Origin of the sequence: Flavobacterium sp. 9R, from assembly GCF_902506345.1 — a bacterium.
GTDB lineage: Bacteria > Bacteroidota > Bacteroidia > Flavobacteriales > Flavobacteriaceae > Flavobacterium.
Genome location: NZ_LR733413.1, coordinates 2570615 through 2585835, shown reverse-complemented (window position 1 = coordinate 2585835; position 15221 = coordinate 2570615). Strand labels below are relative to the sequence as shown.

General features: G+C 38.6%; 16 protein-coding genes. 11 read left to right on the top strand and 5 right to left on the bottom strand.

What is annotated here, in order from left to right; genetic code table 11:
* Positions 1 to 446: 446 nt before the first annotated feature.
* Positions 447 to 1700: an NAD(P)/FAD-dependent oxidoreductase gene (locus FLAVO9AF_RS11540; RefSeq protein ID WP_159688722.1), complete on the top strand. Its 1254-nt coding sequence runs from the start codon at positions 447 to 449 to the stop codon at positions 1698 to 1700.
* Positions 1701 to 1824: 124 nt separating this feature from the next.
* Positions 1825 to 3843, top strand: coding sequence for a M13 family metallopeptidase (locus FLAVO9AF_RS11535; RefSeq protein WP_159688719.1), 2019 nt, complete (start codon positions 1825 to 1827; stop codon positions 3841 to 3843).
* A gap of 66 nt (positions 3844 to 3909) precedes the next feature.
* Here FLAVO9AF_RS11535 and FLAVO9AF_RS11530 read toward each other — a convergent pair whose 3' ends face one another.
* The 3 genes from FLAVO9AF_RS11530 to FLAVO9AF_RS11520 are packed head-to-tail and all read right to left on the bottom strand — an operon-like array spanning position 3910 to position 5091.
* The gene (locus FLAVO9AF_RS11530) at positions 3910 to 4194 is read right to left on the bottom strand and encodes an addiction module antidote protein (protein WP_064715997.1); all 285 of its coding nucleotides are present in this window, start codon (positions 4192 to 4194) and stop codon (positions 3910 to 3912) included.
* 3 nt (positions 4195 to 4197) lie between these two features.
* Positions 4198 to 4497, bottom strand: coding sequence for a type II toxin-antitoxin system RelE/ParE family toxin (locus FLAVO9AF_RS11525; RefSeq protein ID WP_159688715.1), 300 nt, complete (start codon positions 4495 to 4497; stop codon positions 4198 to 4200).
* Positions 4498 to 4542: 45 nt separating this feature from the next.
* On the bottom strand, positions 4543 to 5091 hold the full coding sequence (locus FLAVO9AF_RS11520) for a hypothetical protein (RefSeq protein ID WP_159688712.1): 549 nt from the start codon (positions 5089 to 5091) through the stop codon (positions 4543 to 4545).
* A 111-nt stretch (positions 5092 to 5202) separates the two neighbouring features.
* Here FLAVO9AF_RS11520 and FLAVO9AF_RS11515 point away from each other — a divergent pair, with 111 nt between their 5' ends.
* Together FLAVO9AF_RS11515 and FLAVO9AF_RS11510 are read left to right on the top strand one after the other, a co-directional pair.
* Entirely contained in the window at positions 5203 to 6090 is an 888-nt protein-coding gene (locus tag FLAVO9AF_RS11515; RefSeq protein ID WP_159688709.1) for a winged helix-turn-helix domain-containing protein, read from the top strand.
* A gap of 195 nt (positions 6091 to 6285) precedes the next feature.
* Complete coding sequence (locus FLAVO9AF_RS11510) at positions 6286 to 6495, top strand: hypothetical protein (protein WP_159688706.1); 210 nt, start codon at positions 6286 to 6288, stop codon at positions 6493 to 6495.
* A gap of 345 nt (positions 6496 to 6840) precedes the next feature.
* On the opposite strand, the gene FLAVO9AF_RS11505 is transcribed toward FLAVO9AF_RS11510, so the two are convergent.
* The gene (locus FLAVO9AF_RS11505; protein WP_159688701.1) at positions 6841 to 7779 is read right to left on the bottom strand and encodes an L-threonine 3-dehydrogenase; all 939 of its coding nucleotides are present in this window, start codon (positions 7777 to 7779) and stop codon (positions 6841 to 6843) included.
* Positions 7780 to 8017: 238 nt separating this feature from the next.
* On the opposite strand from FLAVO9AF_RS11505, the gene FLAVO9AF_RS11500 reads away from it, so the two are divergent.
* From FLAVO9AF_RS11500 to FLAVO9AF_RS11480, 5 genes are all read left to right on the top strand, one after another.
* Complete coding sequence (locus tag FLAVO9AF_RS11500; RefSeq protein ID WP_159688698.1) at positions 8018 to 8626, top strand: hypothetical protein; 609 nt, start codon at positions 8018 to 8020, stop codon at positions 8624 to 8626.
* The gene (gene mfd, locus FLAVO9AF_RS11495) at positions 8619 to 11990 is read left to right on the top strand and encodes a transcription-repair coupling factor (RefSeq protein WP_159688695.1); all 3372 of its coding nucleotides are present in this window, start codon (positions 8619 to 8621) and stop codon (positions 11988 to 11990) included. Before FLAVO9AF_RS11500 ends, mfd begins: the two co-directional genes overlap by 8 nt.
* 138 nt (positions 11991 to 12128) lie before the next feature.
* The gene (locus tag FLAVO9AF_RS11490) at positions 12129 to 12365 is read left to right on the top strand and encodes a hypothetical protein (RefSeq protein WP_159688692.1); all 237 of its coding nucleotides are present in this window, start codon (positions 12129 to 12131) and stop codon (positions 12363 to 12365) included.
* Positions 12347 to 12646, top strand: a complete 300-nt coding sequence (locus FLAVO9AF_RS11485) for a type II toxin-antitoxin system RelE/ParE family toxin (RefSeq protein WP_159688689.1) — start codon at positions 12347 to 12349, stop codon at positions 12644 to 12646. The genes FLAVO9AF_RS11490 and FLAVO9AF_RS11485 overlap by 19 nt, the downstream gene beginning before the upstream one ends.
* 70 nt (positions 12647 to 12716) lie before the next feature.
* Positions 12717 to 13280, top strand: coding sequence for a DUF4256 domain-containing protein (locus FLAVO9AF_RS11480; RefSeq protein WP_159688686.1), 564 nt, complete (start codon positions 12717 to 12719; stop codon positions 13278 to 13280).
* A 9-nt stretch (positions 13281 to 13289) separates the two neighbouring features.
* Here the strand turns inward: FLAVO9AF_RS11480 and FLAVO9AF_RS11475 are convergent, their stop codons facing one another.
* A complete protein-coding gene (locus tag FLAVO9AF_RS11475; protein ID WP_159688683.1) occupies positions 13290 to 13658 on the bottom strand; it encodes a PKD domain-containing protein in 369 nt (122 codons plus the stop codon).
* Between the two features lie 156 nt (positions 13659 to 13814).
* Here FLAVO9AF_RS11475 and FLAVO9AF_RS11470 point away from each other — a divergent pair, with 156 nt between their 5' ends.
* Both FLAVO9AF_RS11470 and FLAVO9AF_RS11465 read left to right on the top strand, forming a co-directional pair.
* A complete protein-coding gene (locus FLAVO9AF_RS11470; protein ID WP_159688680.1) occupies positions 13815 to 14270 on the top strand; it encodes a VOC family protein in 456 nt (151 codons plus the stop codon).
* Between the two features lie 64 nt (positions 14271 to 14334).
* Positions 14335 to 15060, top strand: coding sequence for a metallophosphoesterase family protein (locus FLAVO9AF_RS11465; RefSeq protein ID WP_159688677.1), 726 nt, complete (start codon positions 14335 to 14337; stop codon positions 15058 to 15060).
* The last annotated feature ends 161 nt before the right edge of the window (positions 15061 to 15221 follow it).

The following is a 15221-nucleotide window of genomic DNA, read 5'->3' as shown; positions in this document are numbered from 1 at the left end:
CAGTTTCTAAGTAAAGACTAAAACACCTACAAGGTTTTAAAAACCTTGCAGGAGCTAGGTTTATAGCTTATACTACGCGTTATTTAAACAATACGTCTCGATTAGCCTCGGGAGGAGCGGCATCCTTTGCTGACGGGGTTCGGCAGCAAAGATATAGCGGATCACGGGAGGAGTCGTGTGGTAAAGACCGTTCGTGTGCTCCAAATGCTATGAACAATACTGCTATTGTTGGAGTCTAGTCGACCTATTTATTTTTTCATTAGGATGCATTTTGAGGCGATGATAACTTGGCTTTTTTGTTCCGCCGAAACTATTGTGATCGAATAAATTAAAGCGTAGTTTTGTGAGGACATCAATAGATTCAGAACTATGAAATCGCCATTAACAACAGCTTTGTTGCAAACAAACAGCTATAAAAAAAGGCGTAACAAATAACTTTTACATATATGAAACCAAAGGTAACCATTATTGGCGCAGGAATTTCGGGGCTTTCGGCGGCTTTGCATTTGCACCGTCAAGGATTTTCTGTAAAAATTATAGAGGCTAGTGATCGACCCGGCGGACGCATCAAGACGGATATGGTGGAGGGATTTAGGCTAGATCGCGGGTTTCAGGTCTTGCTTACTTCTTATCCAGAGGCTCAAAGTCTTTTGAATTATGAGGCGTTGCAGCTCAAAACTTTTTTGCCGGGCGCTACCGTTTTGTATGACGGTGGTCAATTTGACCTTGCGGATCCGTTCCGAAGACCGTCGGCTTTTTTGGCAACGGTTTTGGCTCCTGTTGGTTCGCTTAAAGATAAAATCAACACTTTTGTATTGAAGCAAAAATTGCTAGGCAAATCGATTCAGAAGATTTTTTCGCAAGAGCAACAATCCAGCTTGGCGCAACTTTCGGACTACGGTTTCAGTGCCAAAATGATCAATCGTTTTTACAAACCGTTTTTCTCTGGGATTTTTCTAGAAAACGAATTTTCGACACCCAACCGAATGTTTGATTTTGTAATGAAAATGTTTTCCGAGGGCGATGCGGCTATTCCGGCATTGGGTATGGAGGAAATTTCAAAACAATTGGCGGATCAATTGCCTTCGAATACTTTTATGTTTCATACTAATGTCACTGCTATTCAAGATGTAACAATCGTGACCAGTGAAGGTTTGGAAATCACTTCGGATGTTATTGTGATTGCGACTGAGGCCAATGCTTTACTTTCGAAACATAAAGAAAATGCAATTACGGATCATCATTCGGTAACCAATGTCTATTTTCAAGCTACGGTAGCGCCTTCTCATCAAGCGGTGGTTATTTTGAATGCTTCTGAAAACAAACAATGGGTGAATAACCTCACGGTGATGACCAACATAAGTAAAGCCTATGCTCCTGAAGGGAAGGTTTTGATTTCGGTGTCTTGCAATGGAGCTTATGATCTCAGCGATGCCGAATGGTCTCAAAACATCAAAGCAGAATTGCGACCTTGGTTTGGAAATCAAGTCGAAAATTGGTCGCATTTGAAAACTTATACCATTGCGTATGCGTTACCCAAGTTACCAGTACTCCAAGATGAGGTTTCGGAATCGGAACTGAAATTGGCTCCCAATCTATACTGTTGTGGGGATCATTTGTTAAACGGTTCCATCAATGCCGCAATGAAATCCGGTCGATTGGTAGCGAATTTAATCGCTTCGGAATACGGAAAAAAGTAATTTTCTGTTACAAAAACCAATTCAAAGCTTTCATTTTCAAAATAATGTAACAAATCGTTAGGAAAGCATACCAATACCAATAATTAAATAACCATTAGATTAGCCTTAATCAAAAAAACACTTTATGAAAAACATCAAACTATCGCTTTTGGCGGCCACATTGATTTTGGCTTCTTGCGATAAAAAACCAGAGCTGGTTTCGGGAATACTCCAAAAAAATATGGATACTTTAGTGAAACCGGGAGACAATTTTGCGGCTTATGTCAACGGAACTTGGGTAAAAAATACCAAAATTCCTGCCGATAAATCCAATTATGGTGCGGGTTATATGCTGTACGAACAAGCTCAAAAAGACGTAAAAACGATTATCGAAGAAGCTTCGAAAGGGAATTTTTCTGAAGGTTCGGATGAGCAAAAAATCGGTGACTTCTACAATTCATTTTTGAACCGAAAAGACCGAGACGCCAAAGGGATTACACCACTTCAACCCGAATTAAAAGCCATAGACGCGATTGCTACCTATTCGGATTTGGCGGCTTATTTTGGCGAAGCCAATAGAACGGGGCTTTCTGTGCCGTTTTCGATTGCAGTTACAGAGGATTTTAAGGATCCAAAACAATACACTTTGATGACTTGGCAAGGTGGCTTGGGCTTACCAGAACGTGAATATTATCTTCAAAGCGATGCCAAAACAGCGGATATTCGTAAAAAATATGTGGCGCATATTGAGAAAAAACTTCAATTAGGAGGGATTGCTAATCCAAAAGAAAATGCGGCAAAAATTATGGACTTGGAAACAGCTATAGCGAAGATCCAAATGACCAAAGAAGAAACAAGAAATACCGCAGCTTTGTACAACAAATACGCCATCAAAGACTTGAAAACGGTGATGCCAGATTTTGATTGGTCGGCTATGCTCAAAAAAGCGGGAATGGATAAAGAAAAAAGCCTTGTTTTATCGCAAGTGGCGTATACTAAAAACTTGAACGGCTTGATCAAAAATACACCAATTGATACTTGGAAAACTTATTTGAAATGGGGATTGATCAATAAGAGCGCGAGTAGTTTGACCACTGCTTTGGATAAAGAGGATTTTGAGTTTTATAATAAAATATTGTACGGAACTCCAGAGCAAGAAGAGGATTGGAAAAGAGCCGTGAATGCCGTAAATGGTGGTTTGGGCGAAATCATCGGGAAAGTCTATGTGAAAAAACATTTTACACCTGAAGCCAAAGAGCGTATGACCGAATTGGTGAAAAACTTGTTGAAAGCCTATGCCGAAAGCATTAAAAATTTGGATTGGATGAGTGCTAAAACCAAAAAAGAAGCCTTGGCTAAAGTGGATAAATTTATGATCAAAATTGGTTATCCAGACCAATGGAAAGATTATTCTTCTATGAAAGTAGTAAAGAATGATTTGTATGGCAACCGTGCCCGTGCGAAAGCCTTTGAATACAACAGAATGATTGCCAAATTAGGTAAGCCTGTAGACAGAACCGAGTGGGGAATGACACCACAAACGGTAAACGCTTACTACAACCCAACGCTAAACGAAATTGTATTTCCAGCGGCTATTTTGCAAGCGCCTTTCTTTAATTTAGAAGCAGACGATGCCGTAAATTATGGTGGAATCGGGGCTGTAATCGGTCACGAAATTGGTCACGGATTTGACGATCAAGGGAGTACTTTTGACGGAGATGGCGTAATGAAAAACTGGTGGACGCCAGCAGATTTGGCTGCATTCAAAGCCAAAACCAATGCTTTGGTGGCACAATACAATACCTTCAAAGTTTTTCCAGATTTGAATGTAAACGGAGCGTTTACTTTGGGAGAAAATATTGGAGATTTGGGTGGATTAACCATTGCCTTAAAAGCTTACAAAATGTCGCTAAACGGCAAGGAAGCTCCAGTGATGGATGGTTTTACAGGCGTGCAACGTGTATTTTTGGGTTGGGGACAAGTTTGGTTGGAGAAATCGCGTGAAGCTTCTTTGCGCAACCAAATCGCCACGGATCCACATTCGCCAGCTAAATTTAGAGTAAACGGTGTGGTTCGTAACATACCGGAATTCTACGAAGCGTTTAAAGTACAACCTAAAGATTCTTTGTATTTAGCACCAGAAAAGCGTGTTAAAATTTGGTAATCGATAAAGTTAATAAAGCAAAAGCCCAACAGACGTTGGGCTTTTTTTGTGGTTACTCAATGGAGCTTAAGCGGGTAATGGATTTATTTGTATTTGTCCACCAATTGCTTTTAAAACTTTCATTATAGTTGAAAATTGTGGATTTGCCCCTTCTGATAATGCTTTGTACAAACTCGGTCTGCTCATACCTGTTTCTTCGGCTATTTTAGTCATACCAATGGCTTTTGCAATATGTCCGATAGCAGTAACCATTTCTGTGTCATTTCCTTCTTCTAATACCGAATTTAGATACTCGGCAATCATTTCGTTGCTATCCAAATAATCTGAGATATCAAATTTTGATGTTTCCATTTCCTATTGTTTTAATTTTCTCCAAATCTCTTTTGCTTTTTCAATGTCTCTTTGTTGACTTGATTTGTCTCCTCCAATAAGCAGAATGATAATTTTGCCATCCATTTCTTTGAAATAGACTCGGTAGCCTTTTGCATAGTTAATTTTTAGTTCCCTAATGCCTTCTCCAACCGCTTCACAATCGCCAAAATGTTCGTCTTTTTCTAATTTTTGAAGTCGGAATAAGATTTTAGCTTTTGCTTTAAGGTCATTTAGCTTTCGCAACCATTTATCAAATTCTACTGTTTTTTCAAGAAAGTACATTTAAAATTGTATTCGTTTGGATACAAATTTACACAAAAAGCTGTATTAACAACCATTATTTTTGCTCAAATCACGTTCATAAAGCACCTTATTATCGTGCTCAATATAGTCGCTAGATAAAATCAAATGGGGATGATTATCAGAAAGTCCGGCGCTGCGGCTTTTGATAGTTATTTTGTCGTTAACTTTTAAGTCTTTTAATAGCTCGAATTCTTTAGGAATGAATTGCATCATATATCGTTCACCATTAATTTCCACAATAAGCCATTTAGGACCCGAATTATTTGTGCTTGGACGCTGATAATTAACACAAGTAACCACGGCTTCCATTTTGCTGAAAGCTTTTAAAGAAGGCTTTATTTTTTCATAACTAGCCTGTACTTTTTTCCCCAATGGAGAAACTTTCCAAGCCATATACCGTTTGCCGTCAGGGGAAGCTTCCCATTTTTTTCTTGCTTTTTCATTGGCTTTTTTGTCAGCAATCGAGCTTGGTTTCTTGGGGACATTGTTTTCATTTTTCATTTCATAATTAGCCAATACAACTCCGCTTACTAAAGTCAGGACTAAGGTCAATAAATAGATGGTTTTTTTCATAGCGTTGCCGTTTTTTAAAATTGATACTGCGAATGTATTTGAATATTTTAAGGCTGAAGCAATTGGGATTGTAAATAAAAATGTAAACTTTGTAAATATAAACTTGACACTATGCAATTTACACAATATCTCCTTTCCAGACAACGCAACTACCTTTTCGTATGGATGGGCATCTTATTCATTGTGGTAATCTGCGTTGGGTTTAGCTTTGGGGATAATGACAACTATGCTAGTTCTAAACGAGAAGTGTTATTGCGCCGCATCGGACACGATATACTCCTGCAGTCTGGCGACAGTACTTCAAGAGTGCTTCCCATAAAAAAGATAGCAGAAAACGAGTATCAAATTACTTTTGAGAGTGCGTTTAGCTTTCAACCCGATGCTCTGGTGAAAACGACGCAGCGTTGGTTAGCCAAAGACCCGCTCGCCAACGATTATGTGGTTAGCGTGCTTAACTGCGCCAACTCGACTGTCGCTTATGGATACGCCATTTCCAAAAATAAAAAAGATGATATTGTAGCCTGTTTAGGAAGAAAACAACCGGTGGCTTGTTATACCATCATTATTACCTTTAAACCCAATGGCATCGCAACAAACTATGCTTACATTTTGGGAGGTTTGTCCTTTTTTGCCCTGCTTGGTTTTGTCTTTTTTAAGCCAGCTAAGCCGAAAAATACAGTAGCTAAAACGGAGGATGCCAAGCTTTTCACTTTTGGTTCGGTGGTTTTTGATGCACAGCAACGACAACTGAAAATCAACGAAACAACCGAAGTCCTCACCGCAACCGAAACACGTTTGTTGCGCATTTTTGCTTCAGCTCCCAACGAAACTATTGAGCGAAGCCGCTTGCAAAAAGAAATTTGGGAAGACGAAGGTGTCATCGTGGGCCGTAGTCTGGATATGTTCATCTCAAAACTCAGAAAAAAACTAGAACTTGACCCAAAGAGCAACATCGTAGTGGTACGCGGCAAAGGATACAAGCTGGAAGTAACGGTTTAAAGGAAAACTAACACGGCTGCCAAAAGTGGGGAGTGGGAAGAAAACATTTTAAAATAAAACCCTTTCAGAGTTCAAAACTCTGAAAGGGTTTTTTATTTAGAAAAAATGGCTCATTTCTATTGAATACCAAACTTTCTTAAAAGGTACACTTTATGAATTTTTCGTTTAATAAGTGTAACAAAAAATTCATCGATTATGATTGATAAAATACAACTATTTTTAGAAAGTTTTGAAGATGCTAACGACGTTCTTGAAGGTCTTTTTACCGTAATTAAAACAGTAAAAAAGACAATCGGTTTTTTTCGTTTTTTAAGAAGTTTTGTAATTAGTAAAATAATGCTGAAAAATGATATTAATCAAAAACAATCTGCAGAACAAAATAGTTCAAAAAACAAGAGCAAATAATTTAAGATAAGTTGCTTTTTTTTGGAAATTTTGAAAACAATTCGCCTCTACTAGCCCCGGGTGGAGCGGCATCCTTTGCTGACGGGGTTCGGCAGCAAAGATATAGTGTATCACGGGAGGGGATGTGTGGTACAATCTGTTTGTGTGCTCCTAATGAATTGTTCAAAAAAACTAAGGCACATAAAGATTTAAGTTAAAAAAAGGAATAACTTAAATGTCCTTATGTGCCTTATATGGTTTTAAAAATGCAGCCACGAATACAACTTCTATGCGCTACTTTCTGCTTACTATTATAAGAAAAACTTCAATGACTTATATGTTCGAAAACATCAGCCAGTTGCCGTTTTATTTCAAATGTTCGAGCATATCTACCGTCATATTGTCGAGGGCAAAATGGTGGTTCCAACCCCAATCTTCGCGCGCTCGGCTGTCGTCGATGATGGCAGGCCAACTGTCGGCAATTTTTTGACGGAAATCGGGTGCATAGCTGATGGTGAAATCAGGAATGTGCTTTTGGATTTCGGCAGCGATTTCGGTGGGTGTAAAACTCATAGCGGCCAAGTTATACGACGAACGAATTTTGATTTGCTCCGCTGGCGCCTGCATAATTTGGATGGTAGCCGCAATAGCGTCGTCCATATACATCATAGGCATTTTGGTTTCGGCCGACAAGAAACATTCGTACGATTGGTTTTCGAGGGCTTTGTGGTAAATGTCTACCGCATAATCCGTAGTACCGCCGCCCGGAGGTGAAGACCAGCTAATCAAGCCCGGATAACGGATACTGCGCACGTCTACGCCAAAAATATTATGGTAGTATTCGCACCATCTTTCGCCTGATTGTTTGCTAATGCCATACACGGTCGAAGGCTCCATTATGGTGTATTGAGGCGTGTTTTCTTTGGGAGTAGTAGGTCCGAAAACCGCAATACTTGAAGGCCAAAATATTTTTTTGATTTTTCCGGCTTTGGCCAAATTCAGGACGTGAAACAAGGAATTCATATTCAAATCCCAAGCAAAGGCTGGGTTTTTTTCGGCAGTAGCCGAGAGCAAAGCGGCCATCAAATAGACATCGGTGATTTGGTGCACTTCGACTAAATGTTCGATTTGGTTAAAATCGAGCGCATTGATGACTTCAAAAGGACCCGAGTTGACCACATCTACATTCAGTTTTCGAATATCGGAAGCGATGACGTTCTCGGTACCGTAAATTTTTCTCAATTTTTGGGTCAGTTCGGTTCCGATTTGACCACACGCGCCAATGATTAATATTTTTGGATTCATAAGTTGCCGTTTTAAAAGAACAAAGATAGGAATTTATCTTAAAAATATCGATTTCGCAAAAATGACAATAAATTTAATAAAAAAATGTAATTGAACTCAGATTAATCTTTAAAAAAATAGAAACAACACAAAAGAATACAACATTCATAAATTCGAGGATAGATTCAGAAAAGAGAAAATCCGGAAACCAATAACTTAAATTTACTTTGTAACTTTGTGCTTTTAATATATTCTTCAGATGAAACACCAATTCTGGTTCCTTTTTGTAGTCGTACTTTTTTTGTCTTCTTGCAACGATGACAACAAACTCCGAATGGAAGCCCAAAAAAAGGAAGCCCAAAAAAACGAAATCATTTTTACCAATATCAACAAAGGCTGGGTTTTTCAGTCTGCGCCAATAAATGCAGTTGCTGAAAATAGTATGTCTTTTTGGCCACAATGGCGTACGTTTATGGATGAATTGTCACAGAAACCAAAAAGTTCAATTAGTGCTTTTCAAAAGAAATCCAAAGTATTGACCAAAAAAGCGTTGGAATTAAAAGATAATATTCCAGGACAATACAACAATCCCGCCATCAAAAGCAGGATTTCGATTTTGATAACCAATGTAAGTTTGTTGGATATGTACTTGCATTTGACTCAAATTCCACATAAAAAAGTAGTCAAACAAGTTGCTGAAATTAACTTGGAATTGATTGCTTTGCAACGCGAAATGGACAAGATTGATGTAAAAAGTAAGATACCTGTTGAAGCGGGAGAGTCTGAAATGTTACAAATGATAAGAGATACTGCAAGAGCGATTCCATCTAGTATGCCACCTTCACAAAATACCCCACGCGTTGAGTAAGCCAATTTTATACAGTACCTACGAGAAATCACCCAAGTGTATTCAAATAAGTTCGAGTTTGACGGTGCAACCCGCCAGCAAATGGCATTTGACAGGTTTGTTAGGTTCAGGATTCTCATTTGTGACGCGTTCGTTATTTACCCAAACCGAATTGCCTTTTTTGTTGGTGTTCAATAACAAAGAGGAAGCAGCGTATTACTTGAACGATATGGAGCAATTGGTGGGCGAAAAAGATGTGTTGTTTTATCCCGCCTCTTTCCGAAGACCGTATCAAATAGAAGAAACCGACAACGCCAATGTACTGTTGCGCGCTGAGGTGTTGAACCGCATCAATTCGCGTAAAAAACCAGCTGTAATTGTCACTTATCCCGAAGCGCTTTTTGAAAAAGTGGTTACCCGAAAGGAATTGGACAAGAACACTTTGAAAGTCGCCGTTAATGATAAGATTTCTATCGATTTTATCAACGAGGTGTTGTTTGAATACGAGTTCAAAAGAGTCGATTTTATTACCGAACCCGGAGAATTTTCCGTGCGCGGAGGAATTGTAGACGTCTTTTCGTTTTCGAATGATAATCCGTACCGCATCGAGTTTTTTGGCAACGAAGTCGAAAGTATCCGAACCTTTGATGTCGCCACCCAATTGTCGATTGAGACTAAGAAAAAAATCACGATTATTCCCAATGTAGAAAACTCCTTTTTTCAAGAAAATCGGGAATCTTTTCTAGATTATATTTCGCCACAAACGGTGATTTTTATTCAAAATACCGAGTTGTTGTTAGCTGATTTAGACAAACAATTTGGCAAGGCCGAAGAAGCTTTCGCAAAATTATCCCAAGAAATCAAACGCTCCACACCAGAGCAGTTATTCTTGAACCAAGCCAGTTTCATCAAACGTGCTTTGGATTTTTCGGTCGTAGAATGGGGGAGTAAAGCGGTTTTCAAAACCACAAAAACGTTTCCTTTTCATTTTCAGCCACAACCGTCATTCAACAAACAATTCGATTTGTTATTGAATAACCTGAACGAAAACCATTTCAACGGTTACAAAAATTATTTATTTTGTTCCAATGACGGACAAGTCAAACGCTTTCACGATATTTTTGAGTCATTAGATGAAGCCAATGCCGAAAACATTCGAAAGCAATACCATACTATCGTGTTGCCAATGTATCAAGGCTTTATCGATGAAGAAAACCAAATAGCCTGTTACACCGACCACCAGATTTTTGAGCGCTATCACAAATTCAGCATCAAAAACGGCTATTCGAAAAAGCAAAATTTAACGCTCAAAGAACTGACCTCACTTTCGGTTGGCGATTACGTGACGCATATTGACCACGGAATTGGGAAATTCGGAGGCTTGCAAAAAATACAGGTCGAAGGCAAAAACCAAGAAGCGATTAAGTTGGTGTATGCCGATAATGACATTGTGTATGTGAGCATTCATTCGCTACACAAAATCTCCAAATACAACGGCAAAGACGGAACACCTCCCAAAATTTACAAATTAGGCTCGAATGCTTGGAAAGTTTTAAAACAAAAAACCAAAGCGAGAGTCAAACATATTGCGTTCAATTTGATTCAGTTGTACGCCAAACGTCGCTTGGAAAAAGGCTTTCAATTTGCACCCGATAGTTATTTGCAAAACGAGTTGGAAAGTTCGTTTATCTACGAAGACACCCCTGACCAAGTAAAATCGACTCAGGATGTCAAAGCCGATATGGAAAGCGAACGCCCAATGGACCGATTGGTCTGTGGGGATGTAGGTTTTGGTAAAACCGAAGTGGCGATTCGTGCCGCTTTCAAAGCAGTGGACAATAGCAAACAAGTGGCGGTTTTGGTACCCACCACGATTTTGGCCTACCAACATTTCCGAACGTTTAGCGAGCGTTTGAAAGATATGCCTGTGACTGTAGGTTATTTGAACCGTTTTAGAACCGCCAAGCAAAAAGCAGAAACCCTAAAGCAACTCGCTGAAGGAAAATTAGATATTCTTATTGGTACGCACCAATTGGTCAACAAAAATGTGGTCTTCAAAGATTTAGGTTTGTTGATTGTAGACGAGGAGCAAAAGTTTGGCGTAAATGTAAAAGACAAACTGAAAACCATTGCTGCCAATGTAGATACTTTAACTTTGACAGCAACGCCTATTCCAAGAACCTTGCAGTTTTCGTTGATGGCGGCCAGAGATTTATCGGTAATTACTACGCCACCGCCCAATCGTTATCCGATAGAAACCCACGTGGTAGGTTTTAATGAAGAAACCATTCGAGATGCGATTTCGTATGAAATTCAGCGCAATGGTCAAGTGTATTTCATCAATAACCGCATTGAAAATATTAAGGAAATCGCGGGTATGATTCAGCGTTTGGTGCCCAACGCACGAGTAGGTATTGGTCACGGGCAAATGGATGGTAAAAAACTCGAAGAATTGATGTTGGCCTTTATGAACGGCGAATTCGATGTTTTGGTAGCGACCACCATCATCGAAAGCGGATTGGATGTGCCTAATGCCAATACCATTTTCATTAATAATGCGAATAATTTTGGACTGTCGGATTTGCACCAAATGCGAGGACGTGTGGGACGAAGCAACAAAAAAGCGTTTTGTTATTTCATTTGTCCGCCGTATTCTGCGATGACCGAGGAGGCTCGAAAACGCATCCAAGCCTTGGAACAATTTAGTGAATTGGGAAGTGGTTTCAATATTGCGATGAAGGATTTAGAGATTCGTGGCGCAGGCGATTTGTTGGGAGGCGAACAAAGTGGTTTCATCAATGAAATTGGCTTTGATACCTATCAAAAAATTATGAACGAAGCTATTGAGGAACTCAAGGAGAATGAATTCAAAGACCTATATCCAGAAGAGAACAACATCGAAACCAAACAATACGTAAAAGACCTGCAACTCGACACCGATTTTGAGTTGTTATTCCCAGATGAATACATCAATACCGTTTCGGAGCGATTGCTGTTGTACAACGAATTAGGAGAGGTCAAAAACGAAGAAGAACTGACCGTTTTCATCAACAAGTTGATAGACAGATTTGGACCTTTGCCAGCAAGAGCCAATGCCTTGATGAACAGTATTCGCATTAAGTGGATTGCAACCCGCGTAGGTATCGAAAAACTAGTGCTCAAACAAGGCAAAATGATTGGGTATTTTGTTTCCGACCAACAATCGGATTTTTACCAATCGAATCGTTTCAATAAAGTTTTGGATTTTGTACAAAAGCATCCTAATCTATGCAAAATGAAAGAAAAGCAAACCCCAGCAGGCCTGCGTTTGTTGCTGACTTTCGATAATGCCAAAACTACCCGTAGATGTTTGGAGTTGATGGAATTGTTGGGAGGGGAGAAGTAGTTATTAAGAAGAAAATCATTTACTTTAAAATTATTGATTCTGTTTGAAGTACTATAACTATTGTACTTTTAAAGGTTTTGTAACTTTCTGTTAATTAGAAATAAATTGTTTATTTTTGATAATTAAAAAATTGGCGTAATGGATAGTACTTCACAATTAAAGAAAAATTTGATTTCAAGGATAAAAGAGTCAAAGGATGTAAATTTTTTAAGTGCTTTACAGACCATTTTTGATTCCTCAGAGCAAGAACTCTATCAGTTAACAAACGAACAAGAGGCTTCAATTGAAATTTCGAGAGCAGAACTACAAGAAGGTAAATTTCGTAAAAACGACCAAGTAATTTCAGAATTGAGAGAATGGTTCCAAAAGAAATAGTTTGGTCAACTTTATCCGAAATTCAGTTCAAAACGATACTTGAATTTTATTACTACAGAAATGGAAATGCAAATTATAGTATGAAATTTCTGTCGGAAGTAGAAGATTTATTAGAAACGTTATCCAAAACACCTTTTATTGGAAGACTAACTTCTAACAAATTTACTCGTGTTATTCCTGTAAAAAAGTACTTGATTTTTTATGAGATACGAGAGAATACTATTGAAATTGTAGCTTTTTGGGATAATCGACAAGATTCAGAAAAACGAAAAGTTAGATAATTTCTGTTTTCTTCTTTTTATATTCGATTTCGAAAAGGAATTTCGATTATAATTTTCTAATTCAAAACCTATGCTCCCTCTACAGCCCCTTACTTCCGAAGAACAAAAGCAATTGTTGCAATTGCTACAAAAACGTTTTGAGCAAAATAGCCATCGGCATCAGGGCATACTGTGGGAGAACGTAGTAACAAAACTACAGCAACAACCGTTGAAGTTGCATTCGCTCCAAGCTATGGAAGAAACTGGTGGTGAACCAGATGTGGTGGGCTATGATGAGGTTACTAATGAATATCTTTTTTATGATTGTTCGGCTGAGAGCCCCAAAGGGCGTCGCAGTTGGTGTTATGATGCCAAAGCTTTAGACGAAAGAAAAGAATTCAAACCTGAAAATTTTGCGGTAGCAGCGGCTGAAGCTATGGGAATTACGCTACTAAACGAATCCGAATACCGCTATTTGCAACAATTTGGACCATTCGACACGAAAACTTCTAGTTGGTTGTTGACGCCCTCTCCAATTCGCGCTTTAGGAGGTGCTTTATTTGGCGATTACCGTTACAAAACGGTTTTTGTATACCACAATGGCGCATCATCTTATTATGCAGCCAGAGGGTTTAGAGGTAGTTTGCGAGTGTAACTTCAAAATCTACGGAATAGTAACCGTAGTTTCTAAAGTAGTCGTACAAGAAGAATTTCCTTTATTCAGGGTTACTTTTGCTTTTACAGTGTATTTGCCTGCTGCGGTAAAAATATGTTCTGCCGTGGTGCCACTTAACGTTGCTTTTTGACCGTCACCAAAATCCCATTGAATGGTGTTATTCAATGAAAGTGACCCAGTGTATCGGACCGTGTACAAGCTTTTCTTTTGATTTTGAGTATCTAATGAATGCGAAAGCTTTAAGTTGATTTGTTCCGTTAGACAATCTACAATTCTTTCGGCATCTGAAGAACAAGAGCTATAAACTCCACCAAAACCAATGCAAACAATTGCTAAAATAAGTACTAGCTTTTTCATTAAATGAATTTTTTTAAATTACTAGTACAAATTTATTTATTTTTTGCTAATTACCAATTTAGCCAAATAGTGATTCCTATTTGAAGGTCTTGACCATCAAGGTTTTTTGTAAATGACGATTAAACACTATATTTATGAAATAAAACCATAAAAATTATGAAAAAAGCAATTACGTGCATATTGTTTCTTTGGGTAATTTGCTTGTACTCTCAAGAAAAAACAACATTAGGATTAACCTTGAATCATTTGGCTATTTCGGTAAAAGATGTCAATACAGCCGCGACTTTTTATTCCAAAATCTTGTACTTGCCCGAGATTACCAATCGCACTCAAAAAGAAGGCATTCGTTGGTTTTCTTTAGGCGATGGCAAAGAGTTGCATTTGGTTTCAACGATTACTTCGCCTGTGACAATCAACAAGGCGGTGCATTTGGCTTTAACAACGCCACATTTTGAGGCTTTGATAAAACAATTGCAAAAAGAACACATTCCATACTCCGATTGGCCAGGAGAACCCAACAAAATCACCACCCGTGCTGATGGTATTCAGCAAGTTTATTTTCAGGATCCAGATGGGTATTGGATCGAGGTTAATAGTGTCGCAAGCAAATAATTTAAAATAATTCAAGCGTTTTTTTCCCCTATTTTTGCATTTCTATTTTAGAATACCACACTATATGAGAACATTAGTTATTGGAGATATACACGGCGGTTTGCGTGCCTTGCATCAAGTGTTGGAGCGAGCAAAAGTTACGCCCTCCGATCAATTGATTTTTTTGGGCGATTATGTCGACGGCTGGAGCCAATCTCCACAAGTTATCGATTTGCTCATCGAAATGAAAAAAACACATAACATAATCTGTATTAAAGGGAATCACGATGAACTTTTTTTAGATTACCTCGATAGCGGAAAAGACAATCCCTTGTGGTACAAACACGGTGGAGAAGCAACCGTATTGGCTTATGAAAAAGTGGACGATGCTACCATTCAACAACATATCGAATTCTTACACTCTTTAGAAAATTATTACCTAGATGATCACAATCGATTGTTTATTCACGCGGGTTTTACCAATCTTAATGGAATTCATTACGAATATTTTCCTCGCTTATTTTATTGGGATAGAACCCTTTGGGAAACGGCTGTAGCCTTGGATAAAGCATTGCCAAAAGACCATTTGTCGTACCCCAAACGCCTAACGCTTTATAACGAAATTTATATTGGCCACACTCCAGTCACTCGATTAGAGCAAACGATACCCGTTCAAATGGCCAATGTTTGGAATGTAGACACAGGTGCCGCCTTCAAAGGGCCACTCACAATTATGGATATCGATACCAAAGAATACTGGCAAAGCGAACCCTTACATCAGTTATATTTCGACGAAAAAGGAAGAAATTAAAGTTTTTTAGGAGCAGTAGTCATTAGGCTTTTTTTGGAGCAAAGTCCCGCTGTCCTTCCAATCTTTTTATCCCGAAAAAGGGATAAAAAGGATTTTCCCTCCCATCGGGGCTAAGGAGTTACATTAGTCTTTTTTTTGGAAACAATTAGCCATAAAAAACC

What these genes read in the sequence shown, in the direction of transcription:
- FLAVO9AF_RS11505 (WP_159688701.1), bottom strand. Translation starts at nt 7,779, where the DNA reads ATGAATCCAAAAATATTAATCATTGGCGCGTGTGGTCAAATCGGAACC.
- FLAVO9AF_RS11515 (WP_159688709.1), top strand. Translation starts at nt 5,203, where the DNA reads ATGCAATTTACACAATATCTCCTTTCCAGACAACGCAACTACCTTTTC.
- FLAVO9AF_RS11540 (WP_159688722.1), top strand. Translation starts at nt 447, where the DNA reads ATGAAACCAAAGGTAACCATTATTGGCGCAGGAATTTCGGGGCTTTCG.
- FLAVO9AF_RS11500 (WP_159688698.1), top strand. Translation starts at nt 8,018, where the DNA reads ATGAAACACCAATTCTGGTTCCTTTTTGTAGTCGTACTTTTTTTGTCT.
- FLAVO9AF_RS11470 (WP_159688680.1), top strand. Translation starts at nt 13,815, where the DNA reads ATGAAAAAAGCAATTACGTGCATATTGTTTCTTTGGGTAATTTGCTTG.
- FLAVO9AF_RS11535 (WP_159688719.1), top strand. Translation starts at nt 1,825, where the DNA reads ATGAAAAACATCAAACTATCGCTTTTGGCGGCCACATTGATTTTGGCT.
- FLAVO9AF_RS11485 (WP_159688689.1), top strand. Translation starts at nt 12,347, where the DNA reads ATGGTTCCAAAAGAAATAGTTTGGTCAACTTTATCCGAAATTCAGTTC.
- FLAVO9AF_RS11480 (WP_159688686.1), top strand. Translation starts at nt 12,717, where the DNA reads ATGCTCCCTCTACAGCCCCTTACTTCCGAAGAACAAAAGCAATTGTTG.
- FLAVO9AF_RS11490 (WP_159688692.1), top strand. Translation starts at nt 12,129, where the DNA reads ATGGATAGTACTTCACAATTAAAGAAAAATTTGATTTCAAGGATAAAA.
- FLAVO9AF_RS11465 (WP_159688677.1), top strand. Translation starts at nt 14,335, where the DNA reads ATGAGAACATTAGTTATTGGAGATATACACGGCGGTTTGCGTGCCTTG.
- FLAVO9AF_RS11475 (WP_159688683.1), bottom strand. Translation starts at nt 13,658, where the DNA reads ATGAAAAAGCTAGTACTTATTTTAGCAATTGTTTGCATTGGTTTTGGT.
- FLAVO9AF_RS11530 (WP_064715997.1), bottom strand. Translation starts at nt 4,194, where the DNA reads ATGGAAACATCAAAATTTGATATCTCAGATTATTTGGATAGCAACGAA.
- FLAVO9AF_RS11520 (WP_159688712.1), bottom strand. Translation starts at nt 5,091, where the DNA reads ATGAAAAAAACCATCTATTTATTGACCTTAGTCCTGACTTTAGTAAGC.
- FLAVO9AF_RS11525 (WP_159688715.1), bottom strand. Translation starts at nt 4,497, where the DNA reads ATGTACTTTCTTGAAAAAACAGTAGAATTTGATAAATGGTTGCGAAAG.
- FLAVO9AF_RS11510 (WP_159688706.1), top strand. Translation starts at nt 6,286, where the DNA reads ATGATTGATAAAATACAACTATTTTTAGAAAGTTTTGAAGATGCTAAC.